General features: G+C 45.4%; 40 protein-coding genes and 1 pseudogene. 30 read left to right on the top strand and 11 right to left on the bottom strand.

The window, feature by feature from the left end:
• The 29 genes and pseudogenes from F0229_RS16260 to rplQ all read left to right on the top strand — a co-directional run.
• Window positions 1-111: pseudogene (locus F0229_RS16260) on the top strand (elongation factor Tu); the annotation flags it as partial.
• A gap of 446 nt (window positions 112-557) precedes the next feature.
• Window positions 558-869: a 30S ribosomal protein S10 gene (rpsJ, locus tag F0229_RS16255; RefSeq protein WP_004736761.1), complete on the top strand. Its 312-nt coding sequence runs from the start codon at window positions 558-560 to the stop codon at window positions 867-869.
• Window positions 870-883: 14 nt separating this feature from the next.
• The gene (gene rplC, locus F0229_RS16250; protein ID WP_004736763.1) at window positions 884-1513 is read left to right on the top strand and encodes a 50S ribosomal protein L3; all 630 of its coding nucleotides are present in this window, start codon (window positions 884-886) and stop codon (window positions 1511-1513) included.
• Between the two features lie 16 nt (window positions 1514-1529).
• Complete coding sequence (rplD, locus tag F0229_RS16245) at window positions 1530-2132, top strand: 50S ribosomal protein L4 (RefSeq protein ID WP_004738803.1); 603 nt, start codon at window positions 1530-1532, stop codon at window positions 2130-2132.
• A complete protein-coding gene (rplW, locus tag F0229_RS16240) occupies window positions 2129-2431 on the top strand; it encodes a 50S ribosomal protein L23 (protein ID WP_004736765.1) in 303 nt (100 codons plus the stop codon). Before rplD ends, rplW begins: the two co-directional genes overlap by 4 nt.
• Before the next feature lie 14 nt (window positions 2432-2445).
• The gene (rplB, locus tag F0229_RS16235) at window positions 2446-3270 is read left to right on the top strand and encodes a 50S ribosomal protein L2 (protein WP_010435149.1); all 825 of its coding nucleotides are present in this window, start codon (window positions 2446-2448) and stop codon (window positions 3268-3270) included.
• Between the two features lie 19 nt (window positions 3271-3289).
• Window positions 3290-3568, top strand: coding sequence for a 30S ribosomal protein S19 (gene rpsS / locus F0229_RS16230; RefSeq protein WP_004736729.1), 279 nt, complete (start codon window positions 3290-3292; stop codon window positions 3566-3568).
• Between the two features lie 10 nt (window positions 3569-3578).
• Complete coding sequence (gene rplV / locus F0229_RS16225; RefSeq protein WP_004736732.1) at window positions 3579-3911, top strand: 50S ribosomal protein L22; 333 nt, start codon at window positions 3579-3581, stop codon at window positions 3909-3911.
• Window positions 3912-3929: 18 nt separating this feature from the next.
• Complete coding sequence (rpsC, locus tag F0229_RS16220) at window positions 3930-4628, top strand: 30S ribosomal protein S3 (protein WP_004736734.1); 699 nt, start codon at window positions 3930-3932, stop codon at window positions 4626-4628.
• An 11-nt stretch (window positions 4629-4639) separates the two neighbouring features.
• Complete coding sequence (gene rplP / locus F0229_RS16215) at window positions 4640-5050, top strand: 50S ribosomal protein L16 (protein WP_004736736.1); 411 nt, start codon at window positions 4640-4642, stop codon at window positions 5048-5050.
• Complete coding sequence (rpmC, locus tag F0229_RS16210) at window positions 5050-5241, top strand: 50S ribosomal protein L29 (protein WP_004736737.1); 192 nt, start codon at window positions 5050-5052, stop codon at window positions 5239-5241. The genes rplP and rpmC overlap by 1 nt, the downstream gene beginning before the upstream one ends.
• Window positions 5241-5495 carry a 30S ribosomal protein S17 gene (gene rpsQ, locus F0229_RS16205; protein WP_004736739.1) on the top strand — a complete coding sequence of 85 codons (255 nt, stop codon included), beginning with the start codon at window positions 5241-5243 and terminating at the stop codon, window positions 5493-5495. Before rpmC ends, rpsQ begins: the two co-directional genes overlap by 1 nt.
• Before the next feature lie 162 nt (window positions 5496-5657).
• Window positions 5658-6029: a 50S ribosomal protein L14 gene (gene rplN, locus F0229_RS16200; protein ID WP_004736740.1), complete on the top strand. Its 372-nt coding sequence runs from the start codon at window positions 5658-5660 to the stop codon at window positions 6027-6029.
• An 11-nt stretch (window positions 6030-6040) separates the two neighbouring features.
• Window positions 6041-6358 carry a 50S ribosomal protein L24 gene (gene rplX, locus F0229_RS16195; protein ID WP_004738792.1) on the top strand — a complete coding sequence of 106 codons (318 nt, stop codon included), beginning with the start codon at window positions 6041-6043 and terminating at the stop codon, window positions 6356-6358.
• A 24-nt stretch (window positions 6359-6382) separates the two neighbouring features.
• The gene (gene rplE, locus F0229_RS16190) at window positions 6383-6922 is read left to right on the top strand and encodes a 50S ribosomal protein L5 (protein ID WP_004738790.1); all 540 of its coding nucleotides are present in this window, start codon (window positions 6383-6385) and stop codon (window positions 6920-6922) included.
• A gap of 16 nt (window positions 6923-6938) precedes the next feature.
• Entirely contained in the window at window positions 6939-7244 is a 306-nt protein-coding gene (rpsN, locus tag F0229_RS16185) for a 30S ribosomal protein S14 (RefSeq protein ID WP_004738789.1), read from the top strand.
• 29 nt (window positions 7245-7273) lie between these two features.
• The gene (rpsH, locus tag F0229_RS16180) at window positions 7274-7666 is read left to right on the top strand and encodes a 30S ribosomal protein S8 (RefSeq protein ID WP_017061309.1); all 393 of its coding nucleotides are present in this window, start codon (window positions 7274-7276) and stop codon (window positions 7664-7666) included.
• A 10-nt stretch (window positions 7667-7676) separates the two neighbouring features.
• Entirely contained in the window at window positions 7677-8210 is a 534-nt protein-coding gene (gene rplF, locus F0229_RS16175) for a 50S ribosomal protein L6 (protein ID WP_017063712.1), read from the top strand.
• 9 nt (window positions 8211-8219) lie between these two features.
• On the top strand, window positions 8220-8573 hold the full coding sequence (rplR, locus tag F0229_RS16170; RefSeq protein WP_004738784.1) for a 50S ribosomal protein L18: 354 nt from the start codon (window positions 8220-8222) through the stop codon (window positions 8571-8573).
• Window positions 8574-8587: 14 nt separating this feature from the next.
• Window positions 8588-9088: a 30S ribosomal protein S5 gene (gene rpsE / locus F0229_RS16165; RefSeq protein WP_017061307.1), complete on the top strand. Its 501-nt coding sequence runs from the start codon at window positions 8588-8590 to the stop codon at window positions 9086-9088.
• A gap of 7 nt (window positions 9089-9095) precedes the next feature.
• The gene (rpmD, locus tag F0229_RS16160) at window positions 9096-9272 is read left to right on the top strand and encodes a 50S ribosomal protein L30 (protein ID WP_004736756.1); all 177 of its coding nucleotides are present in this window, start codon (window positions 9096-9098) and stop codon (window positions 9270-9272) included.
• A gap of 5 nt (window positions 9273-9277) precedes the next feature.
• Window positions 9278-9712 carry a 50S ribosomal protein L15 gene (rplO, locus tag F0229_RS16155; protein WP_004736758.1) on the top strand — a complete coding sequence of 145 codons (435 nt, stop codon included), beginning with the start codon at window positions 9278-9280 and terminating at the stop codon, window positions 9710-9712.
• Between the two features lie 20 nt (window positions 9713-9732).
• Complete coding sequence (gene secY / locus F0229_RS16150) at window positions 9733-11067, top strand: preprotein translocase subunit SecY (protein ID WP_004738781.1); 1335 nt, start codon at window positions 9733-9735, stop codon at window positions 11065-11067.
• A gap of 41 nt (window positions 11068-11108) precedes the next feature.
• Complete coding sequence (rpmJ, locus tag F0229_RS16145) at window positions 11109-11222, top strand: 50S ribosomal protein L36 (protein ID WP_000868186.1); 114 nt, start codon at window positions 11109-11111, stop codon at window positions 11220-11222.
• A 148-nt stretch (window positions 11223-11370) separates the two neighbouring features.
• Window positions 11371-11727 (top strand): 30S ribosomal protein S13, encoded by a 357-nt coding sequence (gene rpsM / locus F0229_RS16140; RefSeq protein WP_004738779.1) that lies wholly within the window; start codon window positions 11371-11373, stop codon window positions 11725-11727.
• A 19-nt stretch (window positions 11728-11746) separates the two neighbouring features.
• On the top strand, window positions 11747-12136 hold the full coding sequence (rpsK, locus tag F0229_RS16135) for a 30S ribosomal protein S11 (RefSeq protein ID WP_004738778.1): 390 nt from the start codon (window positions 11747-11749) through the stop codon (window positions 12134-12136).
• Window positions 12137-12167: 31 nt separating this feature from the next.
• Window positions 12168-12788 carry a 30S ribosomal protein S4 gene (gene rpsD / locus F0229_RS16130; RefSeq protein ID WP_004738777.1) on the top strand — a complete coding sequence of 207 codons (621 nt, stop codon included), beginning with the start codon at window positions 12168-12170 and terminating at the stop codon, window positions 12786-12788.
• Window positions 12789-12810: 22 nt separating this feature from the next.
• Window positions 12811-13803: a DNA-directed RNA polymerase subunit alpha gene (gene rpoA / locus F0229_RS16125; RefSeq protein ID WP_004729813.1), complete on the top strand. Its 993-nt coding sequence runs from the start codon at window positions 12811-12813 to the stop codon at window positions 13801-13803.
• A 24-nt stretch (window positions 13804-13827) separates the two neighbouring features.
• The gene (gene rplQ / locus F0229_RS16120; protein ID WP_004729812.1) at window positions 13828-14208 is read left to right on the top strand and encodes a 50S ribosomal protein L17; all 381 of its coding nucleotides are present in this window, start codon (window positions 13828-13830) and stop codon (window positions 14206-14208) included.
• Between the two features lie 281 nt (window positions 14209-14489).
• Here rplQ and F0229_RS16115 read toward each other — a convergent pair whose 3' ends face one another.
• Both F0229_RS16115 and F0229_RS16110 read right to left on the bottom strand, forming a co-directional pair.
• Window positions 14490-14984 carry a DUF2780 domain-containing protein gene (locus tag F0229_RS16115; protein WP_017058875.1) on the bottom strand — a complete coding sequence of 165 codons (495 nt, stop codon included), beginning with the start codon at window positions 14982-14984 and terminating at the stop codon, window positions 14490-14492.
• A gap of 134 nt (window positions 14985-15118) precedes the next feature.
• The gene (locus F0229_RS16110) at window positions 15119-15739 is read right to left on the bottom strand and encodes an FKBP-type peptidyl-prolyl cis-trans isomerase (protein ID WP_008220519.1); all 621 of its coding nucleotides are present in this window, start codon (window positions 15737-15739) and stop codon (window positions 15119-15121) included.
• 213 nt (window positions 15740-15952) lie between these two features.
• Between F0229_RS16110 and F0229_RS16105 the strand changes: the two genes are divergently transcribed.
• Entirely contained in the window at window positions 15953-16537 is a 585-nt protein-coding gene (locus F0229_RS16105; RefSeq protein ID WP_017068022.1) for a LysM-like peptidoglycan-binding domain-containing protein, read from the top strand.
• A gap of 59 nt (window positions 16538-16596) precedes the next feature.
• Here F0229_RS16105 and F0229_RS16100 read toward each other — a convergent pair whose 3' ends face one another.
• From F0229_RS16100 to F0229_RS16060, 9 genes are all read right to left on the bottom strand, one after another.
• Entirely contained in the window at window positions 16597-17445 is an 849-nt protein-coding gene (locus F0229_RS16100) for a DMT family transporter (protein WP_017063713.1), read from the bottom strand.
• The gene (locus F0229_RS16095; RefSeq protein WP_017058878.1) at window positions 17445-17897 is read right to left on the bottom strand and encodes a GNAT family N-acetyltransferase; all 453 of its coding nucleotides are present in this window, start codon (window positions 17895-17897) and stop codon (window positions 17445-17447) included. Before F0229_RS16095 ends, F0229_RS16100 begins: the two co-directional genes overlap by 1 nt.
• 57 nt (window positions 17898-17954) lie before the next feature.
• The gene (locus F0229_RS16090; RefSeq protein ID WP_017058879.1) at window positions 17955-18521 is read right to left on the bottom strand and encodes a Crp/Fnr family transcriptional regulator; all 567 of its coding nucleotides are present in this window, start codon (window positions 18519-18521) and stop codon (window positions 17955-17957) included.
• 71 nt (window positions 18522-18592) lie between these two features.
• On the bottom strand, window positions 18593-20347 hold the full coding sequence (locus F0229_RS16085) for a lysophospholipid acyltransferase family protein (RefSeq protein ID WP_171733244.1): 1755 nt from the start codon (window positions 20345-20347) through the stop codon (window positions 18593-18595).
• A 12-nt stretch (window positions 20348-20359) separates the two neighbouring features.
• Window positions 20360-20797, bottom strand: a complete 438-nt coding sequence (locus tag F0229_RS16080) for a YHS domain-containing (seleno)protein (RefSeq protein ID WP_171733243.1) — start codon at window positions 20795-20797, stop codon at window positions 20360-20362.
• A gap of 12 nt (window positions 20798-20809) precedes the next feature.
• Complete coding sequence (locus tag F0229_RS16075) at window positions 20810-21559, bottom strand: NRDE family protein (protein ID WP_017058882.1); 750 nt, start codon at window positions 21557-21559, stop codon at window positions 20810-20812.
• 2 nt (window positions 21560-21561) lie between these two features.
• Window positions 21562-22104 (bottom strand): hypothetical protein, encoded by a 543-nt coding sequence (locus tag F0229_RS16070; RefSeq protein WP_032545608.1) that lies wholly within the window; start codon window positions 22102-22104, stop codon window positions 21562-21564.
• A 19-nt stretch (window positions 22105-22123) separates the two neighbouring features.
• Window positions 22124-23257 (bottom strand): ATP-grasp domain-containing protein, encoded by a 1134-nt coding sequence (locus tag F0229_RS16065; protein WP_171733242.1) that lies wholly within the window; start codon window positions 23255-23257, stop codon window positions 22124-22126.
• On the bottom strand, window positions 23254-23841 hold the full coding sequence (locus F0229_RS16060; RefSeq protein ID WP_171733241.1) for a DedA family protein: 588 nt from the start codon (window positions 23839-23841) through the stop codon (window positions 23254-23256). The genes F0229_RS16065 and F0229_RS16060 overlap by 4 nt, the downstream gene beginning before the upstream one ends.
• Window positions 23842-23934 lie beyond the last annotated feature (93 nt).

Here is a 23934-nt window from a genome sequence, read left to right as displayed (position 1 = left end):
ATGACTGTTGAGCTAATCGCTCCAATCGCAATGGACGAAGGTCTACGTTTCGCAATCCGCGAAGGTGGCCGTACAGTTGGTGCTGGTGTTGTAGCTAAAATCTTCGCTTAATAGCATTTAGATTTTTGCACTCTCTTCATTAGAAGAGCACGCATCTGAAAAGGGGAGCTTCGGCTTCCCTTTTGTTTTCTCAAAAGAAATATTACCTTCCATCTATCTTCTTCCCTCTCGATACAAAACCAACTTCCAATAAATTCCGATTATTTTTCAAACACCACTTGCAACTTAAAGTGTGATCTGTATAATGCATCGCACTGGCTAACGCTGGTTGTGAACCAATGAGCACTGAGGAGTAGGTCTTACCTAGTAATGTATACTCAGCTTATGTTCGCGGTTAATAAAAATAGTAAACTTCTTGTTTGCTTCAAAAGTTAACTGACAATGCGTCCTGATTTTGGATGCTACGGTTTCACATAAATCAATCGGCATTCTCTCGTTTTATCGGGTTTGAGTGGCGATATTGTTTGTGTAATTTTTAATAATTGGAGCTCTGTCTCATGCAGAACCAACGTATTCGTATCCGCCTTAAAGCGTTTGATTACAAGCTAATCGATGCTTCAACTGCGGAAATCGTTGAAACAGCAAAACGTACTGGCGCACAGGTTCGTGGTCCTATTCCACTTCCTACTCGTAAAGAGCGTTTCACTGTTCTTACCTCTCCACACGTCAACAAAGATGCACGTGATCAGTACGAAATCCGTACTCACAAGCGTTTGATCGACATCGTTGAGCCAACAGATAAAACTGTTGATGCTCTAATGCGTCTTGATCTTGCAGCTGGCGTTGATGTTCAAATCAGCCTAGGTTAAGGGAGATAAGAATAATGATTGGTCTAGTCGGACGTAAAGTGGGTATGACCCGCGTATTTACTGAAGAAGGCGTTTCTATCCCAGTAACTGTTGTTGAGGTTGAAGCGAACCGTATTTCTCAAGTTAAAACTCTTGAGACAGACGGCTACGCAGCAATCCAAGTAACTACTGGTGCTAAGAAAGCTAACCGTGTAACTAAACCTGAAGCTGGTCACTTCGCGAAAGCGGGTGTAGAAGCAGGTCGCGGTCTTTGGGAATTCCGTTTAGAAAACGGCGAAGAGTTTGAAGTTGGCGCTGAGCTAAACGTAGAACTTTTCAACGAAATTAAAAAAGTAGACGTTACTGGTACATCTAAAGGTAAAGGCTTCCAAGGCGCTATCAAGCGTTGGAACTTCTCTACTCAAGATATGACTCACGGTAACTCTTTGTCTCACCGCGCACCGGGTTCAATTGGCCAATGTCAAACTCCAGGCCGCGTGTTTAAAGGCAAGAAAATGGCAGGTCACATGGGTGCTGAGCGTGTAACGACTCAAAACCTAGAGATCGTACGTGTTGACGCTGAGCGCAATCTACTCCTTATTAAAGGTGCAGTACCGGGCTCAACAGGCGGAAACGTGATCGTAAAACCTGCTGTTAAAGCATAACGTCTAGGAGTAAGTAATGGAATTGATGGTTAAAGGTGCTGATGCACTAACTGTTTCCGAGACTACTTTCGGACGTGACTTCAACGAAGCTCTTGTACACCAAGTAGTTGTTGCATATGCAGCAGGTGCTCGTCAAGGTACTCGTGCTCAAAAGACTCGTTCTGAAGTATCTGGCGGTGGCGCTAAGCCATGGCGTCAAAAAGGTACTGGCCGCGCACGTGCTGGTACAATTCGTAGCCCAATCTGGCGTACAGGTGGTGTTACTTTTGCTGCGAAACCACAAGATCACAGCCAAAAAGTAAACAAAAAAATGTACCGCGGTGCTATGAAGAGCATTCTTTCTGAGCTAGTTCGTCAAGAGCGTTTAATCGTTGTTGATAACTTCTCTGTAGAAGCACCAAAAACAAAAGAACTTGTAGCTAAGCTTAAAGAGCTTGAGCTAAGCGACGTTCTGATTGTGACTGGCGAAGTAGATGAAAATCTATTCTTAGCTGCTCGTAACCTATACAAAGTAGATGCACGTGATGTTGCTGGTGTTGATCCAGTATCACTAATCGCTTTCGACAAGGTTCTAATGACTGCTGACGCAGTTAAGCAAGTTGAGGAGATGCTAGCATGATCACTGAAGAGCGTATCTTAAAAGTTCTACGTGCTCCGCACATCTCTGAAAAAGCAACTATGGCAGCTGAGAAAGCGAACACTATCGTTTTCAAAGTAGCTAAAGATGCAACTAAGAAAGAGATCAAAGCAGCTGTAGAAAAGCTATTTGAAGTTGAAGTTAAGTCTGTAAATACTCTTGTATTAAAGGGTAAGACCAAACGTCAAGGTATGCGTGAAGGCCGTCGTTCAGACGTTAAGAAAGCCTACGTTACTTTGAAAGAAGGTCAAGATCTTGACTTCGTTGGCGGCGCGGAATAACAGGAGTAGTAAAAATGGCTATTGTTAAATGTAAGCCGACTTCCCCTGGTCGTCGTCACGTCGTTAAAGTTGTTAACGCTGACCTACACAAGGGTAAGCCATACGCACCACTTCTAGAGAAAAACTCTAAGAACGGTGGTCGTAACAACAACGGTCGTATTACAGTACGTCACATCGGTGGTGGTCATAAGCACCATTACCGTGTAATTGACTTCAAACGTACTAAAGATGGCATCCCAGCGAAAGTTGAGCGTCTAGAATACGATCCAAACCGTAGTGCTAACATCGCTCTAGTTCTGTACGCAGACGGTGAGCGTCGTTACATCATTGCACCTAAAGGTGTTAACGCAGGCGACCAGATTCAATCTGGCGTAGATGCTGCAATCAAAGCAGGTAACACTCTGCCGATGCGCAACATCCCAGTAGGTTCTACTGTACACTGTGTTGAACTTAAGCCTGGTAAAGGTGCTCAACTAGCTCGTTCGGCTGGTGCTTATGCTCAAATCATCGCTCGCGATGGTGCATACGTAACTATCCGTCTACGTTCTGGTGAGATGCGCAAAGTTCTTTCTGAAGGTCGTGCAACGATCGGTGAAGTTGGTAACTCTGAGCATATGCTACGTGAACTTGGTAAAGCTGGTGCTTCACGCTGGCGCGGCGTACGTCCAACCGTACGTGGTGTAGTAATGAACCCGGTGGATCACCCACATGGTGGTGGTGAAGGCCGCACATCTGGTGGTCGTCACCCAGTTTCTCCTTGGGGCGTTCCTACTAAGGGCTTCAAGACTCGTAAGAACAAGCGCACTGACAAGTACATCGTACGTCGTCGCACTAAATAATTTATAAAGAGGAATCGCCATGCCACGTTCTCTCAAGAAAGGTCCTTTTATTGACCTACACTTGCTGAAGAAGGTAGAGAAAGCGGTGGAAAGCGGAGACAAAAAGCCTATTAAGACTTGGTCCCGTCGCTCAATGATCATCCCAACAATGATTGGTTTGACCATCGCTGTCCATAATGGTCGTCAGCACGTTCCAGTTTTCGTTACCGAAGAAATGATCGGTCACAAACTGGGCGAATTTGCACCAACTCGTACTTATCGCGGTCATGCTGCAGATAAGAAAGCTAAGAAGAAATAAGGAGTAGATGATGGAAGCTTTAGCTAAACATAACTTTGCTCGTATTTCTCCACAGAAAGCTCGCTTAGTTGCAGACCAAATTCGCGGTAAGTCGGTAGACCAAGCTCTAGAAATTCTAACTTTCAGCAACAAAAAAGCTGCTGTATTAGTTAAGAAGGTTCTTGAGTCAGCTATCGCTAACGCGGAACATAACGAAGGTGCAGATATCGACGATCTAAATGTCGCTAAAATCTTCGTAGATGAGGGCCCTATCATGAAGCGTATTATGCCTCGTGCTAAAGGTCGTGCGGATCGTATCTTGAAGCGTTCAAGCCACATCACTATTGTTGTAGCAGATCGCTAAAGACTAGGAGAGTAAGCAATGGGTCAGAAAGTACATCCTAATGGTATTCGTCTTGGCATCGTTAAGCCTTGGAATGCTACATGGTTTGCTAATACCAACGAATTCGCTGACAACCTAGACGGCGACTTCAAGGTACGTCAGTTCCTTACAAAGGAACTACAAAAAGCATCATTATCTCGTATCGTTATCGAGCGTCCAGCTAAGAGCATCCGTGTGACTATTCACACTGCTCGTCCTGGCGTTGTTATCGGTAAGAAAGGTGAAGACGTAGAGAAGCTACGCGCAGCTGTAGCTAAAATCGCAGGTGTACCAGCGCAAATTAACATCGCTGAAGTACGTAAGCCTGAGCTAGATGGTCAGCTTGTAGCTGATAGCATCGCGTCTCAACTAGAGCGTCGTGTTATGTTCCGTCGTGCAATGAAGCGTGCGGTACAAAATGCTATGCGTCTAGGCGCTAAAGGCATCAAAGTACAAGTAGGCGGCCGTCTTGGCGGTGCTGAAATCGCACGTTCTGAGTGGTACCGTGAAGGCCGTGTGCCTCTACACACTCTACGTGCAGACATTGATTACGCAACTTCTTCGGCTCACACTCAATACGGTGTGATCGGCATTAAAGTTTGGATCTTCAAAGGTGAGATTCTAGGCGGTATGCCAGCTGCTAACGCAGTAGAGCCAAAAGGCGATAAGCCTAAGAAGCAGCGTAAAGGCCGTAAGTAAGGAGTCGAACGATGCTACAACCAAAACGTACTAAGTTCCGCAAGGTTATGACTGGTCGTAACCGTGGTCTAGCTAAAGGTACTGAAGTAAGCTTCGGCGAATTCGGTCTTAAAGCTGTTGGCCGTGGTCGTCTGACTGCACGTCAAATCGAAGCGGCACGTCGTGCTATGACACGTCACATTAAGCGTCAAGGTCAAATCTGGATCCGTGTATTCCCAGACAAGCCGATTACTGAAAAGCCTCTTGAAGTTCGTCAAGGTAAAGGTAAAGGTTCAGTTGCGTACTGGGTTGCTCAAATCCAACCAGGCAAAGTTATGTACGAGATGAATGGCGTACCTGAAGAGTTGGCACGTGAAGCGTTCCGCCTAGCGGCACGTAAACTGCCTGTTAAAACTACTTTTGTAACTAAGCAGGTGATGTGATGAAAGCACAAGATCTACGCGAAAAGAACGTTGAAGAGCTTAACGCTGAGCTATTGAATTTGCTACGTGAACAGTTCAACTTGCGCATGCAAGCTGCAACTGGTCAACTACAGCAAACTCATACTCTAAAAGCTGTACGCCGTGACATCGCACGTGTGAAAACTGTTTTGACTGAAAAGGCAGGCGCATAATGAGCGAAACTAACCGCATCCAGCAAGGCCGTGTAGTAAGTGACAAGATGGACAAATCTATCGTTGTTGCTATTGAGCGCACTGTAAAACACCCAATTTACGGTAAGTTCATCAAACGCACGACTAAAGTACACGCACACGACGAAGACAACACTTGTGGCCTAGGCGACAAAGTTGAAATCGCTGAGTGTCGTCCTCTGTCTAAGACTAAGTCTTGGACATTGGTTAAAGTTCTAGAAAAAGCGAAGATTTAATCTTTGTAATTCTATAACTTATAAGCGGCTCCAAATAATTTTTTGGAGCCGCTTGTTTTTTGTCTACCCAATTTAAAAAAAGGGTGGTACAATTCGCGTCCCTTTTAAAGAGGCAGCCCGACCCGAGAGGGTCTAGTTTTAATATTTAGCGGAGCACTAACAATGATCCAGATGCAAAGTACACTTGACGCAGCAGATAACTCTGGCGCGCGCAAGGTAATGTGTATTAAGGTTCTGGGTGGCTCTCACCGCCGTTATGCACATATCGGTGACGTCATCAAGGTTACAGTGAAGGAAGCGATTCCTCGCGGTAAAGTAAAGAAAGGTGATGTTCTGAAGGCGGTAGTAGTGCGCACCCGTAAAGGCGTTCGTCGCCCAGACGGTTCTGTCATTCGCTTCGACAGTAATGCTTGTGTATTGTTAAATGACACTACTGAGCAACCAGTCGGCACACGTATCTTTGGTCCTGTGACTCGTGAACTTCGTAACGCGAAATTCATGAAGATTGTATCACTAGCACCTGAAGTTCTGTAAGGAGCGGCAATATGGCAGCTAAAATCCGTCGTAATGACGAAGTAATCATTCTTGCTGGTAAAGATAAAGGCAAGAAAGGTAAAGTAACTAAGGTTCTGACAACTGGTAAAGTTATCGTTGAAGGCATCAACCTTGTTAAGAAACACCAAAAGCCGGTTCCGGCTCTAGGTCAACAAGGTGGCATCGTTGAACAAGAAGCAGCTATTGATGCTTCTAACGTTGCTGTTTTTAACGCGGCTACTGGTAAAGCAGACCGTATCGGTTTCCGTATCGAAGATGGCAAGAAAGTTCGTTTCTTCAAATCTAACGGCGAAACTGTTTCTAACTAATTAGAAGTAATTTGGAGTTCTACTATGGCGAAACTGCATGATTACTACAAGTCGTCTGTAGTCGCTGAGCTTACCAAAGAGTTCAGCTACACAAGCGTCATGCAAGTCCCTAGGATTGAGAAAATCACCCTAAATATGGGCGTTGGTGAAGCAATCAACGATAAGAAACTGCTAGAAAACGCAGCAGCTGATATGGCAACGATCTCTGGTCAAAAGCCACTTATCACTAAAGCGCGTAAATCTGTAGCTGGTTTCAAAATTCGTGAAGGCTACCCAATTGGTTGTAAAGTAACCTTGCGTGGTGAGCGCATGTGGGAATTTTTAGAGCGTTTAATCTCTATCGCACTTCCACGTGTACGTGATTTCCGTGGTGTTAGCGCTAAGTCTTTTGACGGTCGCGGTAACTACAGCATGGGCGTTCGCGAGCAAATCATCTTTCCGGAAATCGACTACGATAAAGTCGATCGTGTCCGCGGTCTTGATATCACTATCACGACTTCTGCGGGTTCCGATGAGGAAGGCCGAGCTCTGCTGGCTGCCTTTAACTTCCCATTCCGTAAGTAAGGGTAGGGTTACTGTTATGGCTAAACAATCAATGAAAGCACGTGAAGCTAAACGTGCAAAACTAGTAGCTAAGTTCGCTGAAAAGCGTTCTGCGCTAAAAGTTATCATTAGCGATGTAAACGCATCTGAAGAAGATCGTTGGAATGCGGTTCTTAAACTGCAATCTCTTCCACGTGATTCAAGTGCATCACGTCAGCGCAACCGTTGCAACCAAACTGGTCGTCCACACGGTTACCTACGTAAATTCGGTCTAAGCCGCATTAAGGTTCGTGAAGCTTGCATGAAAGGCGAGATTCCGGGTCTTCGTAAGGCTAGCTGGTAATTGCCACTTAATCATTTGGAGTAAATCTTATGAGCATGCAAGATCCGATTTCGGATATGCTGACCCGAGTTCGTAACGGTCAGGCAGCAAACAAAGTTGCTGTAAAAATGCCTTCTTCAAAGCTTAAAGTTGCAATTGCTGCATTACTTAAAGCTGAAGGTTACATCGTAGACTTCGCTGTTAACAGCGAAGCAAAACCTGAGCTAGAAGTTACTCTTAAGTACTTCCAAGCTAAACCTGTAATCGAGCAAATCAAGCGTGTATCACGTCCTGGTCTAAGAGTTTATAAAAATAAAGACTCTTTACCTACAGTGATGGGTGGTCTTGGTATTGCAGTTGTTTCTACTTCCAAGGGTCTGATGTCTGACCGTGCTGCTCGTAAAGCAGGTCTTGGCGGTGAAATCATCTGTTACGTAGCTTAAGGAGTAGATTATGTCTCGTGTTGCTAAAGCACCTGTCGCTATTCCAGCTGGCGTAGAGGTGAAACTAAACGGCCAAGAAGTTACTGTAAAAGGTAGCAAAGGTGAGCTTACTCGCGTTCTTAACAGCGCCGTAGTTATTGCACAGGAAGAAACCAACCTAACTTTCGGTCCGAAAGAAGGTGTTACTAACGCATGGGCACAAGCTGGTACAGCTCGCGCTCTAGTTAATAACATGGTTGTGGGTGTTACTGAGGGCTTCACTAAGAAGCTAACTCTTAAGGGTGTTGGTTACCGTGCTGCTATGAAAGGCAACTCTGTAGCTCTAACTCTTGGTTTTTCTCACCCAGTAGAGCACGCTCTACCTGAAGGTATTAAAGCTGAGTGCCCTAGCCAAACTGAGATCATCATTACTGGTTGCGATAAGCAAGTAGTAGGTCAAGTTGCGGCTGACATTCGTTCTTACCGTGCTCCTGAGCCTTACAAAGGCAAAGGTGTTCGTTACGCAGATGAAAATGTGCGTACTAAAGAAGCTAAGAAGAAGTAAGGTATCACTATGGATAAGAAAGCATCTCGCATCCGTCGTGCTACACGTGCACGTCGTAAGATTGCAGAACTTGGTGCAACTCGCCTGGTAGTACACCGTACTCCTCGCCATGTTTACGCACAAGTTATCGCGGCAAACGGCTCTGAGGTTATCGCAGCTGCTTCTACTGTAGAAAAAGCGATCCGTGAGCAAGTTAAGAACACTGGTAACGTTGATGCAGCTAAAGCAGTTGGTAAAGCTGTTGCTGAGCGCGCTCTTGAAAAAGGCGTAGCTTCAGTTGCATTTGATCGTTCTGGTTTCCAATACCACGGTCGAGTAGCGGCGCTAGCAGAATCTGCTCGCGAAGCTGGTCTGAAATTCTAAGGTAGGGTTGGAAGATGGCTAAAGAACAACAACAAGCTAATGATTTGCAAGAAAAGCTGATCGCAGTTAACCGTGTATCTAAGACGGTTAAAGGTGGTCGAATCATGAGCTTTACTGCACTAACAGTAGTTGGTGACGGTAACGGTCGCGTAGGTTTCGGTTACGGCAAAGCTCGTGAAGTACCTGCTGCGATTCAAAAAGCAATGGAAAAAGCGCGCCGTAACATGGTTACAGTATCGCTTAACGAAGGCACTCTTCACCACCCGGTGAAAGGTCGTCATTCGGGCTCTAAAGTTTACATGCAGCCAGCTGCAGAAGGTACAGGTGTTATTGCCGGCGGTGCAATGCGTGCTGTACTTGAAGTTGCGGGCGTACATAACGTACTTTCTAAAGCATACGGTTCAACGAACCCGATCAACATCGTTCGTGCAACGATTGGTGCTCTAGTAGACGTTAAGTCACCAGAAATGGTTGCTGCTAAACGTGGTCTAACTGTTGAATCTATTTCGGAGTAAGCACACGATGGCAACTATTAAAGTAACTCAAACTAAAAGCTCAATTGGTCGCCTACCTAAGCACAAAGCGTGTCTTAAAGGTCTAGGTCTTCGTCGCATCAACCATACAGTAGAACTTGAAGATACACCGTGCGTACGCGGTATGATCAACAAGGTTTACTACATGGTTAAGATTGAGGAGTAATCAGAATGCGTTTGAATACTCTATCACCGGCTGCTGGCTCTAAACCTTCTAAGAAGCGTGTAGGTCGTGGTATCGGTTCTGGCCTTGGTAAAACAGGTGGCCGCGGTCACAAAGGTCAAAAGTCACGTTCTGGCGGCTCTGTTCGTCCAGGTTTTGAAGGCGGTCAAATGCCTCTAAAACAACGTCTACCTAAATTCGGTTTCACTTCTCGTAAGAGCCTAGTGTCTGCTGAAGTTCGTCTAGCTGAGCTAGCGAAAGTAACAGGTGACGTAGTTGATCTTAACAGCCTTAAAGCTGCTAACGTTATCACTAAGAACATCGAGTTTGTTAAGATCGTTCTTTCTGGTGACCTAAGCAAAGCTGTGACTGTTAAAGGTCTACGCGTGACTAAAGGCGCTAAAGCTGCAATCGAAGCTGCAGGCGGTAAAATCGAGGAATAATCTCGAGGAACGAGGTACAGATGGCTAAGAAACCAGGACAAGATTTTCGTAGTGCTCAGAGCGGCTTAAGTGAACTAAAGTCGCGCTTATTATTCGTAATTGGTGCACTTTTAGTATTCCGAGCCGGCTCTTTTGTGCCGATCCCTGGTATTGACGCAGCTGTACTTGCCGATTTGTTCGATCAGCAAAAAGGTACCATCGTAGAAATGTTTAACATGTTCTCCGGTGGTGCTCTTGAGCGTGCATCTATATTAGCATTGGGTATCATGCCGTACATTTCGGCATCGATCGTAGTCCAATTGCTAACTGTAGTTCATCCAGCGTTAGCGGAACTCAAGAAAGAGGGTGAAGCAGGCCGTCGTAAGATAAGCCAATATACACGCTACGGCACGCTTGTACTTGCAACATTCCAAGCTATTGGTATCGCAACAGGCTTACCAAACATGGTCGACAATCTGGTTGTTATCAACCAAACCATGTTTACGCTTATTGCTACCGTGAGTTTAGTAACTGGTACCATGTTCTTAATGTGGTTAGGTGAACAAATCACTGAGCGAGGAATCGGTAATGGTATTTCCATTCTGATTTTTGCAGGTATTGTTGCTGGATTGCCTTCTGCAATCGGTCAAACAATCGAGCAAGCGCGTCAAGGTGAATTGCATGTGCTTCTTCTGCTGTTGATTGCTGTATTGTCTTTTGCTGTTATTTACTTCGTAGTTTTCATGGAACGTGGTCAACGTCGTATCGTCGTTAACTATGCGAAACGTCAACAAGGTCGTAAAGTTTTTGCAGCACAAAGCTCTCACTTGCCTCTTAAGATTAATATGGCAGGTGTTATTCCAGCGATTTTCGCATCAAGTATTATTTTGTTCCCAGGAACATTAGCGCAGTGGTTTGGTCAAAATGGTGAAAGCAGCGCGTTCGGTTGGTTAACTGACGTGTCATTAGCTCTTAGCCCAGGTCAACCTTTGTATGTAATGCTTTATGCAGCAGCTATAATCTTCTTCTGTTTCTTCTATACAGCGTTGGTGTTTAACCCACGTGAAACAGCTGATAACTTGAAGAAGTCTGGTGCATTCGTACCCGGTATCCGCCCAGGTGAGCAGACAGCGAAATATATCGATAAAGTGATGACTAGACTAACCCTTGCGGGCGCTCTATACATTACTTTTATATGTCTGATTCCTGAGTTCATGATGGTCGCGTGGAACGTTCGTTTCTACTTTGGCGGCACATCACTACTAATCGTAGTGGTAGTTATCATGGATTTCATGGCACAGGTACAGACTCATCTGATGTCACAACAGTATGATTCTGTGTTAAAGAAAGCGAATCTGAAGGGTTACGGCCGTTAATTCGGTGGTAACAATTTCGATTCCATTTACGGAGTTTAGCAATGAAAGTTCGTGCTTCCGTTAAAAAAATCTGCCGTAACTGTAAAGTTATCAAGCGTAACGGTGTCGTTCGCGTGATTTGCAGTGAGCCAAAGCATAAGCAACGCCAAGGCTAATTAGCAGAAATTTTTACTTGAAATACAAGGTAGAGTCGAGTATATTCCTCGGCCTACCTTTTGCGTGCAAAAGAAGTAGTATGCCGCAGCGTATCCATAACGGGCTTTGCTGCGGATAATTCTTTTATGAACCCCTTAGGAGTGAATAATGGCCCGTATAGCCGGCATTAACATTCCTGATCATAAGCATTCTGTAATTGCACTTACTGCAATCTACGGTATCGGTAAAACTCGCTCTCAAGCTATTCTAGCTGAAGTGGGTATTGCTGAAGATGCTAAGATCAGTGAACTAACTGAAGAGCAGATCGATCAACTGCGTGATGGTGTAGCTAAGTACACTGTAGAAGGTGATCTACGTCGTGAAGTATCGATGAACATCAAGCGTCTTATGGACCTTGGCTGTTACCGCGGTCTTCGTCATCGTCGCAGTCTACCACTACGTGGACAGCGTACTAAAACCAACGCTCGCACCCGTAAGGGTCCGCGCAAGCCGATCAAGAAATAGTCGGATAAGGTAGAGTACAATGGCAAAACAACCAACTCGCGCGCGTAAGCGCGTACGCAAGCAAGTAGCTGATGGCGTAGCGCACATTCATGCTTCTTTCAACAACACAATCGTAACTATCACTGACCGTCAAGGCAACGCTCTTGCATGGGCTACAGCAGGTGGTTCAGGTTTCCGTGGTTCTCGTAAATCTACTCCGTTCGCAGCACAAGTTGCAGCTGAGCGTTGTGGTGAAATGGCTAAAGAATATGGCCTAAAGAACTTGGAAGTTATGGTTAAGGGTCCAGGTCCAGGTCGCGAATCTACTGTTCGTGCACTGAACGCTGCTGGTTTCCGTATCACTAACATTGTTGATGCGACACCAATCCCTCATAACGGTTGTCGTCCACCTAAGAAACGTCGCGTTTAAGTTTCGTTTCTAGGAATATTGGAGAAAGATCATGGCAAGATATTTGGGTCCTAAGCTTAAGCTTAGCCGTCGCGAAGGTACTGACTTATTCCTTAAGTCGGGTGTCCGTGCGATCGATACCAAGTGTAAAATTGATAACGCACCAGGTGTACACGGCGCTCGTCGCGGTCGTCTATCTGAGTATGGCGTTCAGCTTCGTGAGAAGCAAAAAGTTCGTCGTATCTACGGCGTTCTAGAAAAACAATTCCGCAACTACTACAAAGAAGCTGCACGTCTTAAAGGCAACACAGGTGCAAACCTGCTTCAGCTTCTTGAAGGTCGTCTTGATAACGTAGTTTACCGTATGGGCTTTGGCGCCACTCGTGCTGAATCTCGTCAACTAGTTAGCCACAAGTCTATTCTAGTTAACGGTAAAGTTGTAAACGTTCCTTCTTTCAAAGTAGCGGCAAACGACGTTGTTTCTATCCGCGAGAAAGCTAAACAGCAATCTCGTATTAAAGCGGCTCTAGAAGTTGCTGAACAACGTGAAAAGCCAACTTGGATTGAAGTAGATGCTGGCAAAATGGAAGGTACATTCAAGCGTATGCCTGAGCGTTCTGACCTATCAGCTGACATCAATGAACACTTGATCGTCGAACTTTACTCTAAGTAAGGTTAAAAAAAGAGAGGACACAATGCAGGGTTCTGTAACAGAATTTCTTAAGCCGCGTCTTGTTGACATTGAACAGATCAATACGACACACGCGAAAGTAACTCTTGAGCCATTAGAGCGCGGTTTCGGCCACACTCTAGGTAATGCTCTTCGCCGCATTCTTCTATCTTCTATGCCGGGTTGTGCCGTAACAGAAGTTGAAATTGAAGGTGTGCTACACGAATACAGCACTAAAGAAGGCGTTCAGGAAGATATCCTGGAAATCCTTCTAAACCTTAAAGGTTTGGCTGTACGCGTTGCTGAAGGCAAAGATGAAGTGTTTATTACACTGAACAAATCAGGCTCAGGCCCTGTTGTTGCAGGTGACATCACCCACGATGGTGATGTAGAGATCGCTAACCCTGAGCACGTAATTTGTCACCTAACGGATGACAACGCTGAGATCGCTATGCGTATCAAAGTAGAACGTGGTCGTGGTTACGTTCCAGCTTCAGCTCGTATCCATACTGAAGAAGATGAGCGTCCTATCGGTCGTCTACTAGTTGACGCTACTTACAGCCCGGTTGATAAAATCGCTTACGCTGTAGAAGCGGCACGTGTAGAACAACGTACTGATTTAGACAAGCTTGTTATCGATATGGAAACGAACGGTACTCTAGAACCTGAGGAAGCAATCCGTCGTGCAGCTACTATTTTAGCTGAACAATTGGATGCGTTCGTAGATCTTCGTGATGTACGTGTACCTGAGGAGAAGGAAGAGAAGCCAGAATTCGATCCTATCCTACTACGTCCTGTAGACGATCTTGAACTAACAGTTCGCTCTGCTAACTGTTTGAAAGCAGAAGCGATTCACTACATCGGTGATCTTGTACAGCGCACTGAGGTTGAGCTACTTAAAACGCCAAACCTTGGTAAGAAATCTCTTACAGAGATTAAAGATGTGCTTGCTTCACGTGGTCTTTCTCTAGGCATGCGTCTAGAAAACTGGCCACCAGCGTCAATCGCTGAAGATTAATCGAAAAGTTAGAAGGATTAGGTCATGCGCCATCGTAAAAGTGGTCGTCAACTCAACCGCAACAGCAGTCATCGCAAAGCGATGTTCAGCAACATGGCTAGCTCTCTTGTTCGTCACGAAGTTATTAAAACTACCGTGCCTAAAGCAAAAGAACTACGTCGCGTAATTGAGCCATTGATTACCCTAGCTAAGACAGACAGTGTTGCTAACCGTCGTCTTGCATTTGCTCGCACTCGTGATAACGAAGTTGTGGCAAAACTATTTAATGAACTAGGCCCGCGTTTCGCGGCTCGCCAAGGTGGTTACACTCGCATTCTTAAATGTGGTTTCCGTACTGGTGATAAAGCTCCAATGGCTTACATTGAGCTTGTAGACCGCCCAGCTGCTGAAGAAGCTGCTGAGTAATCTATACTAGATTCTTAATACAAAAGCCGAGCATTAGCTCGGCTTTTTTGTGTCTGTAGAACAAGGAAAAGATAATAGAAATTGCACCATGATGTTTTATCTCGTATCTCGTATCTCGTATCTCGTATCTCGTATCTCGTATCTCGTATCTCGTATCTCGTATCTCGTATCTCGTATCTCGTATCTCGTATCTCGTATCTCAAATATCTTTTCTTCCACGCACAAAAAAGAGCACCGAAGTGCCCTTATTAGATTTTAAGCTAGCTATTAATAACTAACGATTATTGCCATATAGCTGAAAGTGAATCCATCAGGCCGCTCGTTGCACCTTGTGACTGCAGTGCTTGAAGAATGATGGGTGCAAATGTTGTAACCATTGATGGATCCATACCTAATCCAGAAAACGCACTTTCAACGGCACCTTGTGAGCTTAGTAGCGATGATAGACCAGTAGACTCAAGGCTCGACATACCCGGAATAAGTGTCGCGAGTTCTTTGTTGTCGGCTGTGCCAAGAGAGTTTTGTGCAAGGGCTAACATTGAACCAATACCGCCAACTGCTTGGTCGCTGGTAACAGAAGCTTGGTCAGCTACCGTATCCACAAGCGGTGTTGTTTCGTTCTGCTGAGACCACATATTCACTGCAGCCATCAGTGCAGTTTGGGATAGTTGGGAATAGTTGGTATCTGATGATGAACTGGTTTGTTCAGAGTCGCTAGTGCTAGCGCAAGAGACAACAGCAAGGCTGCTTAAAACTGTGATGAGTACTTTCTTCATTATTCGTCCTTAAGTAATAAAGTAATTTACTCTTTCACTATAAACGAAAAACGGCGATGTAGTCACATCGCCGTTGGATTATTTCAATTTTATTTACCTATAGTATTTTGTTTTACTAAAGGTTTTTATAAAAATTAAAGAATTGCTAGAAGTTCTACTTCAAATACTAGAGCAGCAAATGGTGGGATTGCAGCACCTGCGCCACGCTCACCGTATGCTAGATCTTGAGGGATGTATAGCTTCCACTTAGAGCCAACAGGCATCATTTGTAGAGCTTGTACCCAACCTTGAATTACGCCAGTTACTGGGAATTCAGCAGGTTGACCGCGAGATACAGAGCTGTCGAAAACAGTACCGTCAGTTAGTTCGCCGTGGTAGTGAACACGTACTTGCTTGTCTGCAGTTGGGATTTCGCCAGTACCTTCAGTTAGTACTTCGTACTGAAGACCAGACTCAAGAACCGTTACTTCTGAACGAAGAGCGTTGTCAGCTAGGAAAGCTTCGCCGTCAGCAGCAGCAGCTTTAGCTAGTTCTTGACGTGCAGCTTCACCACGAGTGTGTAGCTCTTGTAGTGCGTTGTTGATTTCGTCAACTTCGATAGCTGGCATGTCGCCAACTAGAGCTGTTGCGATACCAGCAGCGATTGCGTCAACGTTTAGGCCTTCAAGACCAGAACCAGCAAGTTGTTGGCCCATTTGTAGACCGATACCGTAGCTAGCTTTTTGCTCTACAGTTTCAAATTTTACTTCAGACATGAAAAGTCACTCTTTTTGTCAGTACGAAAAGGGTAAGAATACCAGTATTAGCAGCGTGAAGAAACGGCTAGTCCCTGATCACTTGCGCTTTACCGTGCCCAAATCACAGCCATGTCAATTTTCTCGCTTTGGGCCTTGTTGTGACGGAAAGATCTATACTGTTGGTACTTTGGTTTTTATACTGTAGTTATTCAATGTATAGGACGCAGTGGTATGAATCGTCGTCAAAAGAAAAAACAGAAAGTTGACCACTTAGCAGAATTCAAGGATCGACTGAATCAGGTCAAAGAGAAATTGAGTTCGATCGATGTGAAGAAAATGAAAACCTCGACAGCGCAAACTTGGGGTTCATTGCCGAAGTTACACCAAAGACTGTTGATGGTGATTTCTCCGATCGTACTGATATTACTTTTTGTGCCGCTACCAGAACCTAAAGTAGACACAGCTCCAACAACATCGCGCGTTGAGCTTGAAATAAACACCGTCGGCTTAAGCGAACAGCAAAATGCCAAGAACAGCTCATTAGAACCGAGTAACAAAAATTGGCAGGAGTACCTTGTTAAGCAAGGGGATACGTTAGCGCAGGTTTTTCGAAACAACGATTTGCCATTGTCTGACTTGAATGCGTTAGTGCGAATTGAAGGTGCAGATAAGCCGCTCAGTCAGATTCGTAAAGGCCAGCTGGTTCGTTTCAAACTTGCTGAAACTGGGCAGTTGGACATTCTTCAGCTAGAGAAAGGCGACACTTCGGTGATGTTCTTCCGCTTATCCGATGGTGGCTTTGGTCGCAGTAAGTAGATGAATAGTGAGCCTGAGTTAAAGCGCTTCACCAGACACAGATAAACGATAGAAAAGAGCTAAGCATTAGCTCTTTTTTTTGGTCGCTTGAAAGGGGCGAGTGGCAAGATGATAAGCATGATTCCGATAAAGGTTAATGTATCCGGAATCTCATCGAACCATATTGCACCTATTAGCGCGACAAACACCAATCCTGAATACTCAGCCAAGGCAATTTGGCTAGAGTGTGCTTTTTGATAGGCAGCAACCGCAAGGCCGTTGTAACTTAAGATTAGCGTCGCACTCAGGGCTATGTATCCCAAATGCTCCACAGACACTGGCTGCCAGTATAAGAAGCACAGTACTAATGAGGCTGGAATAGAGAATAAGGTTGTCCACCACAGCGTAGTGACCACCGTTTGCTCACTAGGAAGCTTTCTTACGAGTACATTAAATAGTGCTAGGGTGAGTGCTGTCCCCAAAGCAAACAGTGCCGCCCAATGAAATTGTGATGGCCTCAAGACAATCAATGCACCAATAAAACCTATGGTTGTGCCGATAACCTTGCCGAGTGCCGGTTGCTCTTTCAATAGCAACATTGAGAGCGGCAACATCAGTAAAGGCGCGACATAAAATACTGCGTTGGCGGTTGCCAAAGACAAGTGAGTGATCGCGACCACCATGCACCCACTGCCGATCAGAATTAACTGACCTCGAATGAAGGTTACCTTAGCCTGCTGTAAGCGCCGTTGTTCTTTTTTCTGCTGTAGCCACAAAGGGGTGATGATGACCAGAGATATCAACTGTCGGAAAAAAATATACTGTAAGGGCGGTACTTCGCCATTTAACAGCTTTACCGCTACGTCGGAAAGCGAGGCAAACAAGTTACCTGCAACCAACAATAGAATACCGGCAGTGATATTCGTCATTATTTTTCTAATCTCATGTCTATATGAGGAATGTCATCTTCGAGATACATATCCGAGATGGTGTTGAAGCCGTGGCTCGCATAGAAGTTTTCTAGGTGTTGCTGCGCGCCAATATCAATGGCCGTATTTGGCCAAAGAGCCTCGCAGCGTGTTAATGCTTCTTTGATTAATTGATGCCCCAAGCCACCACCTCTTGCCGATTGCTTGGTTGCGACTCGACCGATGCTGGTGTTGTCGTAAGAGGTACCTGGTGGTAATAAACGTGCACACGCTACCAACTCTTCATCAGCATAGCCAAGCAGGTGCTCAACACCCGCGAGTGTATCTTTACCGTCCAGCTCTGGATAAGGACAAGTCTGCTCGACCACAAATACATCGACTCTTAATTTAAGTAGTTGATAAAGCTGTTGTGTTGAGAGTTCAGAAAAAGGAATTGAGTGCCAAGTGATCATGTTTACATCCAGAGATTATCGATGCTCTGAATGTACTATGCGTGATGATTGTTGGCATTAACTATTGTTAATTCGACCTTTAATTCTGCTCAGGCTGATTGCGGTGATTCCTAGATAAGCGGCAATTTGATTGTCATTTAAGCGCTGCTCAAGGTCGGGATAGTGCTCGCAGAACAGCTGATAACGTTGCTCTGGTGTATAGAGCAGCATGAAGCGTTCTTTGTTTTCCTTATGCATCAGCTGTGTTTCTAACAGCTTTAAATACAAAGGATTATTTGATGCACGCCACTCGATAACCGCATTCATTGGCAGCTCTAACATGGTGATGGGAGTCAGCGTTTCTAATAGGTAAGGGGACGCTTGGCTTTTTATCAGACTCTCAAAGCCGATGATCCAATCTTGTTCCCAATAGAACTCTTTACTGTATTGCTTACCATCATCAGTGAGGTAGCAGGCATGGCACAAGCCTTCAAGTACAAAGTAGATTGAACTCGCCATCTCACCTTGATTGATCAAGATGTGTCTGGTTGGCAACTCAAGTGGCTTGGCGACAGCAACTAGAGATTCAATCTGGCTTTCAGAGAAGTCGAAGCTTTGTAGTTGTTCGATAAAAGAGGTGTGCATGAAAATAACCTAACCCAAATAAGTGCCGAAATCATCGCACTTATTTGGAGAGAGGTACAGAGCGGGATAAATCAGCGGCGTGCGTGTTGCTCTAGGTAATCTTGAGCAAGCTCTCTGCCCATGTATTTACCCAGAGTCTTCAGTGGTACCTTTTTAAGGTTCACCACAATCAAGCCATCCAAGGCATCATTAAACGATGGGTCGACATTAAAACACACCAGTTTACCGTTCATCCCTAGATATTGGCGTAGCAGTACCGGCAGGCCTTTACCTTGCTCCATGCGTGCTAACACTTTAGAGAGCAGAGGCACACTCGCCAGTGAAGAGAGCAGGTGATTTTGCCAGAACACATAACTGCTGGTATTGAGTGGTGACGAAGGTGAAACCAAATTCGCCTTTTCCTCATCATAATGGTGGATTGATAACGTGGTCGCGATCAACAGACGCGCATTGTGGCTGTAATCATTGCTGATACTGACTGGGCCGAACAGATGGGTATATTGAGGGTGACGAGACACAAAGGTCGCAATGCCTTTCCACAATAGTAACAGTGAGTTCAGGCTCTTTTGGTAAGGTTTACTTACTACCGATCGCCCAAGCTCAATGCTGTTTTCTAGAGTATCAATGAATTCTTGGTTGTAGTTAAACAGGCTACGAGAGTAGAGCTGATCAAGCCCGTGCTCAGCGATGAGTTTGTCGACCATACCGAGTCGATACGCGCCAACCAGTTCTGCCTTGGTTTTATTCCACACAAACAGTTGATGGTAGTAAAGGTCATACTCATCTAAATCACAGGCCAGCCCGCTGCCTTCTCCGACTTCTCTAAAGCTTTCTTCTCTTACTCGACCAATCTCGCGCATTAAGTTAGGAATGGATTGGCTTGGTGTGCAGTAGACCTCAAAGTTCCCTTGCTCGAGCAGTTTCATCTCTTCAGGGAGTGAGTCTATCTCTATTGATAAGACTTCTGGTGGAATAGGCGCTATCACTTGGGTATCGAAAGAGGGCGCGTGGATTGGCGTGTTCGGACTATCTTGTTGACTCATTAGATAGGTATTAAGTCGTAGGTAGTTGACGATATCCATCTCTTTTTCAAACGATTTTATCTCTGAATACGGAATCGATGAGCCAATCGAGATAGAGATAGTTGTCGCTTGTTTATTAAGAAGTTCACGCCCGAGTAGAGCGGTTCTCAACAGTGGATGAACACGACCCGCTTGATAGAAAAGCTCACTGTTCTTGCCATTGATAAAGATAGGTACCGTGGTGGCTTGGTGACGTTTGACGAATTTCGCTACCGACTTGCTCCACTCGATGTCTGTCAGTGTTTTTGCCCCTTTACGGTAGCTTGATACTTCACCTGCTGGGAATACAATCAATAGTCCACCATCAGCCAAATGACGATTGGCATCTCGAATCGCTTTGGCATTGGTGCGTTTCGATTCTTTACTGTTAAAGACATCGACACCGATGAAAAGATCATCCAGTTCAGGCAGGCGCTTAAGTAACTCATTGGCCAGCACCTTCACATCCTTTCTTACTGATCCTACGAGATCGGCAAGGATCACGCCTTCGATGGCGCCAAGCGGGTGGTTCGCCACAATCACGACAGGCCCTTCTTCCGGGATGTTTTCCGTGCTTCCCGATGCAACCGAGTAGTCGATATTGAGCGCCGACAGAGTGTAATTCATGAATTCGAAGCTAGATAACTCGTTTTTACGATCTTGGTAGAGTCGGTCTAGCTTAGATAGCCCAGTTGCCCACTCGACAACAGACTCACCTAAACCAAAAGGCGTGTAACGTGGTAAACGAAAAGGACTATCAATCATAATGAAATTACCTTACTTAATCAGTTGCGGCCAAACTTTATCGGCTTGTTGAATATGCTGTGCTTGGTCTTGTTCCCAGCGCTGCTTAATCTCTTGGTCGTAGTTAAGATAAAGTTTGTCATCAACTATGGTCCAATACTGTGGGTCACCTGGTGCGAAGTCGTTTTTGGCAGAAACGGCCCATGCGCAATAACCACCATATTGAGGGGCATATTTTTCAGGATTATTAACAAATAAAGTCAGATTCTTTTCAGAAGAGAAATACCAGTCCGCGCCTTTGTACTCTGTGCTGAACTTCTTGCTCCCTTCAACAGGCTTCCTAGACGTGAAATAAGCCACGGTATCGTAGCCATCGAGTGCCTTACTGCTAAAGAAGCCGGTATAGATTTCATCGGCGGCAAATACGTACGGGCTAACAAGTAGCAGAACCATGGTGAATAGTTTTCTCATGATGGACTCCATCTATAGATTGATTGCGGGTGATAAATCAAAGGTAAAGCGCTGCTGATTTATCTGACATGGTTTAATGGGTTCGCATGGTGAGCCGGGTGCATAAAACATAGAGGCTTGACCATGCAGGTTACGTAAGTGTGTAAAGCTCACGGTATGTGCGTCTTCGCGATGCATACAGGTCGCTAAATGAGGTTGCTCATTGTGATGGTGAGAGTGGAACATCAGTAAGTTCTGTTGATTCTTACCTGCCGCCATGAGCTGATCATATTTTGCTTGTCGGTAGGCTTGCACTCGCTCTAAATCAACACCGGATGAGAAGAGTGGAGAATCAGTGTCGACTATTTTCTGTTGAATACCATCCCACATGTAGGCGATAACCAGACCATTGTGTTGGGTTAGATTGGGCGCGAAAGCTAGCAAGGTAAATGGGGCAAAAGAGTGTAGGTCTAGCTTGTGAAACGCTTCAGATAGCTGACTGATATTACGACTCGATGATAGGTTTTTAAGTAGCAAACCGCGGCTTACTAAAGGACCAACGGGCACTGTGCCTTGATAGTTATTGAGTAGGCATAGCGAAAGCCCGAACTCATTAATACTTATCCAGCTACCGCCGCCAGTTGGGTCGAGTGGCATAATGATATCGACACCGTTGACTCGATATTGTCTGGGTGGCATTGCCAGTGCTCGCGTCTTTTGTTCATCACGATTAAAAAAGACCTGATAACCATTCTCTTCAAGCAGCCAAGATACTGAACACATGATTATTGCTCCCTCAGATAGCTGTTGGTGGTTGGGGCATAACCAAAGGTGTTGCAGGTCTCGACGTCTAGGAAGGTGGTGATCACCTTGATCATCGCGTAATGATGATTGGCATGCAGTGCGGCAAAGGTGACCTCTCTTTCGAGCGTTGAAGGCAGGCTTGCGAACACTTGAGCATCCATCGAAACCTCGGTTTGGATCATGATAGGCGCTTCGAGATCTCGACGGTCTAATCGTTCAAGCCAGTTGATCACATAGTGGATCTCTTTGACTGCAATAGAGCGGTCGTATTCGACAGGATGACCACGACGACGAGTGTTGTAATCAACGGCCTCATCCTCTTTTAAAATCAAGGCGTGAAAAAGATCCAGTGTGTGACGAGTATGTTCACCGATAGAGCTTGTAACGTGTGGCTTTGCTCGTGTCAGGTAATCGCTGTCAGAAATCGCTAACAAAAACTCTAGACCCTGATTCAATATCTCTACCGCTCCCTTGATACTAGGAGAGAAAGAAGTAAGGGCGCTCGGTTGGGCTATGGGGTTCATTCATGATCCTCGTGCAAAGTTAGTCGGTAGTCGGATATTGTTGAACAAGACGTCGCTCTTCTTGCCACGCCGCAAATAAGCTCTTGAAAGAAGGGGATTGGTGGCCTCGTTGTTTTTGCTGAGCGCCAATATCAAAAAGAATGCGATATTGCAGGAGTAGCGTAGAAAATATCTCTCGTAATGGGGTGTTGCGATCCCAGATATGTCCAGCCTCACTGCTTGCGCCATTGACCTCAAGAATCGTGAAATCCTCACCGTTCATTAGGCTGTACATGTCTTTAAACTTGACGTCGAGTCGACCAAAGTGAAAGCCATCGAAGTCGTCGAATATCTCGTCTAAGCGTTCTGTTAGAGCCTGAGTGATGTATTGATTACCGTCTCGGAAGATACAGCCACGGCTATGGCTACCTGCGAACGCGAGTTGGAACTCTTCGCCCTCTGCGAGCACTTGATCCAATTTATCTTGATGTCTTGGCAGATAGAGGTGACTGAGCTGCCCAGCACGCGGGCTATTTTCAATTAACTGTTTGAGTGTTGACTTGCCATCACCCATCACCATTGGCGCATATTTGAGTGTGATCGAGATGATCTCGCCTTGCTTTTTGTTTGGGTAACGAACATAGAAAACGCCAGCTTCTGCCTGATAAGGCGCCTTTTCTTGCAGTAGAAAGCGAGCATTATTTGGGAAAGATTCGACATATTGCTCAAGTTGAACTTGGTTGTTGATCAGCTTAACGCCAGCACCTCGACAACCAAGATCCGGCTTCGCCACGATAGGGAAATCAAGATCCGTTTGTATGAGTGCGCTGCGTGCGTCTTCGGCTTGTTTTTTACTGCTGAGATCCGTTTTGGTTAGGGTAATAAACGGAGAGATCCAACGCTGACTCGATGATCCGGCAAGGCTCAATATCTCGTGCTTTGATTCGCCGACCATACCACTGAGTTTGATGCTTGGATTAGCGATGAGCGGCAGCGCCCAGTCAAAGTGCCGTAACCCTTGCATCAGACTTTGAATGACCACTGGCGTGTAGAAGAACCAAGTCGGAAGAAACTCATAAGGAGAGACACTGCGCACGGTATCTTTTTCAAGCAGAGGCATGCCTGCATTAATTTGATGTGCGGGAATGATGCGAATATCTTGCGGTGAACTCATGATAGCCCTCTAGAGTAGGTTTTATTCATTAATCGATTACCGATAAACAGCAAAGCGATGGCACACGGAATGATGATCCATTGATATTCAGAGGCTTGCAGCCACGCTGATGTCCCTAAATAGTAGATGGCAGAGAAGACAATGCCAGTCCAGAGCGCAGTTGCGCTGATGACGGCAAATAAGAAAGTAGGCAGTGGGATGGCGAAAAAGCCACTCAGAGTAAAACCAACGGTGCGTAGCCCAGGAATAAAGCGGATAACAAAAAGGCTGCTGAATGCGTTTTGGCGTAATTTGGTACGAAGCGAACGAAAGTACTTATTGGTGAGGGCTTTATATCGAACGCCTCGGAAGTAACGTCCTGATTTACCAAGGTAATAAAGACCAAGATCACCAGTGGCAATGCCAATGAAAATTGCAAGTAACGCATATTGCGGTGGGATGAGTGCTTGAGTCGCTAAACCAGCGGCCGTCACGATTGCCAGATCTTCAAGCAGGTAAGAAAGCGCGATAATGCCAAGCATCAGCCATAGCAGCGACTCCTCCCCTGAATGTAACCATGCTTGAATGCTCTCGACGGTGCCCATCAAATGTCCTTATCTATCCTATAGATGAATGGCTTACCGGCCATTCATTGAGTGTAGTAAATTAAATAGACAGGAGGAGCTCAGAAAAACTTA

This window comes from Vibrio sp. AIC-3 (assembly GCF_013114515.1).
Taxonomy (GTDB): Bacteria; Pseudomonadota; Gammaproteobacteria; order Enterobacterales; family Vibrionaceae; genus Vibrio; species Vibrio crassostreae_C.
Note: the sequence above shows the minus strand (reverse complement) of the source record. Positions and strands in the feature narration are given on the sequence as shown.

Bases quoted from the DNA above. Each gene is read 5' to 3' on its own strand.
- rplQ (WP_004729812.1), top strand. From the start codon at position 13,828: ATGCGCCATCGTAAAAGTGGTCGTCAACTCAACCGCAACAGCAGTCAT.
- F0229_RS16060 (WP_171733241.1), bottom strand. From the start codon at position 23,841: ATGGGCACCGTCGAGAGCATTCAAGCATGGTTACATTCAGGGGAGGAG.
- rpsE (WP_017061307.1), top strand. From the start codon at position 8,588: ATGGCTAAAGAACAACAACAAGCTAATGATTTGCAAGAAAAGCTGATC.
- rpsJ (WP_004736761.1), top strand. From the start codon at position 558: ATGCAGAACCAACGTATTCGTATCCGCCTTAAAGCGTTTGATTACAAG.
- rpmJ (WP_000868186.1), top strand. From the start codon at position 11,109: ATGAAAGTTCGTGCTTCCGTTAAAAAAATCTGCCGTAACTGTAAAGTT.
- F0229_RS16095 (WP_017058878.1), bottom strand. From the start codon at position 17,897: ATGATCACTTGGCACTCAATTCCTTTTTCTGAACTCTCAACACAACAG.
- rplD (WP_004738803.1), top strand. From the start codon at position 1,530: ATGGAATTGATGGTTAAAGGTGCTGATGCACTAACTGTTTCCGAGACT.
- F0229_RS16080 (WP_171733243.1), bottom strand. From the start codon at position 20,797: ATGAGAAAACTATTCACCATGGTTCTGCTACTTGTTAGCCCGTACGTA.
- rpsN (WP_004738789.1), top strand. From the start codon at position 6,939: ATGGCTAAACAATCAATGAAAGCACGTGAAGCTAAACGTGCAAAACTA.
- rplB (WP_010435149.1), top strand. From the start codon at position 2,446: ATGGCTATTGTTAAATGTAAGCCGACTTCCCCTGGTCGTCGTCACGTC.
- rpsD (WP_004738777.1), top strand. From the start codon at position 12,168: ATGGCAAGATATTTGGGTCCTAAGCTTAAGCTTAGCCGTCGCGAAGGT.
- rpsC (WP_004736734.1), top strand. From the start codon at position 3,930: ATGGGTCAGAAAGTACATCCTAATGGTATTCGTCTTGGCATCGTTAAG.
- rplE (WP_004738790.1), top strand. From the start codon at position 6,383: ATGGCGAAACTGCATGATTACTACAAGTCGTCTGTAGTCGCTGAGCTT.
- F0229_RS16065 (WP_171733242.1), bottom strand. From the start codon at position 23,257: ATGAGTTCACCGCAAGATATTCGCATCATTCCCGCACATCAAATTAAT.
- rpsH (WP_017061309.1), top strand. From the start codon at position 7,274: ATGAGCATGCAAGATCCGATTTCGGATATGCTGACCCGAGTTCGTAAC.
- F0229_RS16070 (WP_032545608.1), bottom strand. From the start codon at position 22,104: ATGAACCCCATAGCCCAACCGAGCGCCCTTACTTCTTTCTCTCCTAGT.
- F0229_RS16105 (WP_017068022.1), top strand. From the start codon at position 15,953: ATGAATCGTCGTCAAAAGAAAAAACAGAAAGTTGACCACTTAGCAGAA.
- rpmD (WP_004736756.1), top strand. From the start codon at position 9,096: ATGGCAACTATTAAAGTAACTCAAACTAAAAGCTCAATTGGTCGCCTA.
- rplO (WP_004736758.1), top strand. From the start codon at position 9,278: ATGCGTTTGAATACTCTATCACCGGCTGCTGGCTCTAAACCTTCTAAG.
- F0229_RS16100 (WP_017063713.1), bottom strand. From the start codon at position 17,445: ATGACGAATATCACTGCCGGTATTCTATTGTTGGTTGCAGGTAACTTG.
- F0229_RS16115 (WP_017058875.1), bottom strand. From the start codon at position 14,984: ATGAAGAAAGTACTCATCACAGTTTTAAGCAGCCTTGCTGTTGTCTCT.
- rpsQ (WP_004736739.1), top strand. From the start codon at position 5,241: ATGAGCGAAACTAACCGCATCCAGCAAGGCCGTGTAGTAAGTGACAAG.
- rpoA (WP_004729813.1), top strand. From the start codon at position 12,811: ATGCAGGGTTCTGTAACAGAATTTCTTAAGCCGCGTCTTGTTGACATT.
- rplR (WP_004738784.1), top strand. From the start codon at position 8,220: ATGGATAAGAAAGCATCTCGCATCCGTCGTGCTACACGTGCACGTCGT.
- rplC (WP_004736763.1), top strand. From the start codon at position 884: ATGATTGGTCTAGTCGGACGTAAAGTGGGTATGACCCGCGTATTTACT.
- F0229_RS16090 (WP_017058879.1), bottom strand. From the start codon at position 18,521: ATGCACACCTCTTTTATCGAACAACTACAAAGCTTCGACTTCTCTGAA.
- rplW (WP_004736765.1), top strand. From the start codon at position 2,129: ATGATCACTGAAGAGCGTATCTTAAAAGTTCTACGTGCTCCGCACATC.
- F0229_RS16085 (WP_171733244.1), bottom strand. From the start codon at position 20,347: ATGATTGATAGTCCTTTTCGTTTACCACGTTACACGCCTTTTGGTTTA.
- rplV (WP_004736732.1), top strand. From the start codon at position 3,579: ATGGAAGCTTTAGCTAAACATAACTTTGCTCGTATTTCTCCACAGAAA.
- rpsM (WP_004738779.1), top strand. From the start codon at position 11,371: ATGGCCCGTATAGCCGGCATTAACATTCCTGATCATAAGCATTCTGTA.
- rplX (WP_004738792.1), top strand. From the start codon at position 6,041: ATGGCAGCTAAAATCCGTCGTAATGACGAAGTAATCATTCTTGCTGGT.
- rplN (WP_004736740.1), top strand. From the start codon at position 5,658: ATGATCCAGATGCAAAGTACACTTGACGCAGCAGATAACTCTGGCGCG.
- rpsS (WP_004736729.1), top strand. From the start codon at position 3,290: ATGCCACGTTCTCTCAAGAAAGGTCCTTTTATTGACCTACACTTGCTG.
- rplF (WP_017063712.1), top strand. From the start codon at position 7,677: ATGTCTCGTGTTGCTAAAGCACCTGTCGCTATTCCAGCTGGCGTAGAG.
- rplP (WP_004736736.1), top strand. From the start codon at position 4,640: ATGCTACAACCAAAACGTACTAAGTTCCGCAAGGTTATGACTGGTCGT.
- secY (WP_004738781.1), top strand. From the start codon at position 9,733: ATGGCTAAGAAACCAGGACAAGATTTTCGTAGTGCTCAGAGCGGCTTA.
- F0229_RS16110 (WP_008220519.1), bottom strand. From the start codon at position 15,739: ATGTCTGAAGTAAAATTTGAAACTGTAGAGCAAAAAGCTAGCTACGGT.
- rpsK (WP_004738778.1), top strand. From the start codon at position 11,747: ATGGCAAAACAACCAACTCGCGCGCGTAAGCGCGTACGCAAGCAAGTA.
- rpmC (WP_004736737.1), top strand. From the start codon at position 5,050: ATGAAAGCACAAGATCTACGCGAAAAGAACGTTGAAGAGCTTAACGCT.
- F0229_RS16075 (WP_017058882.1), bottom strand. From the start codon at position 21,559: ATGTGTTCAGTATCTTGGCTGCTTGAAGAGAATGGTTATCAGGTCTTT.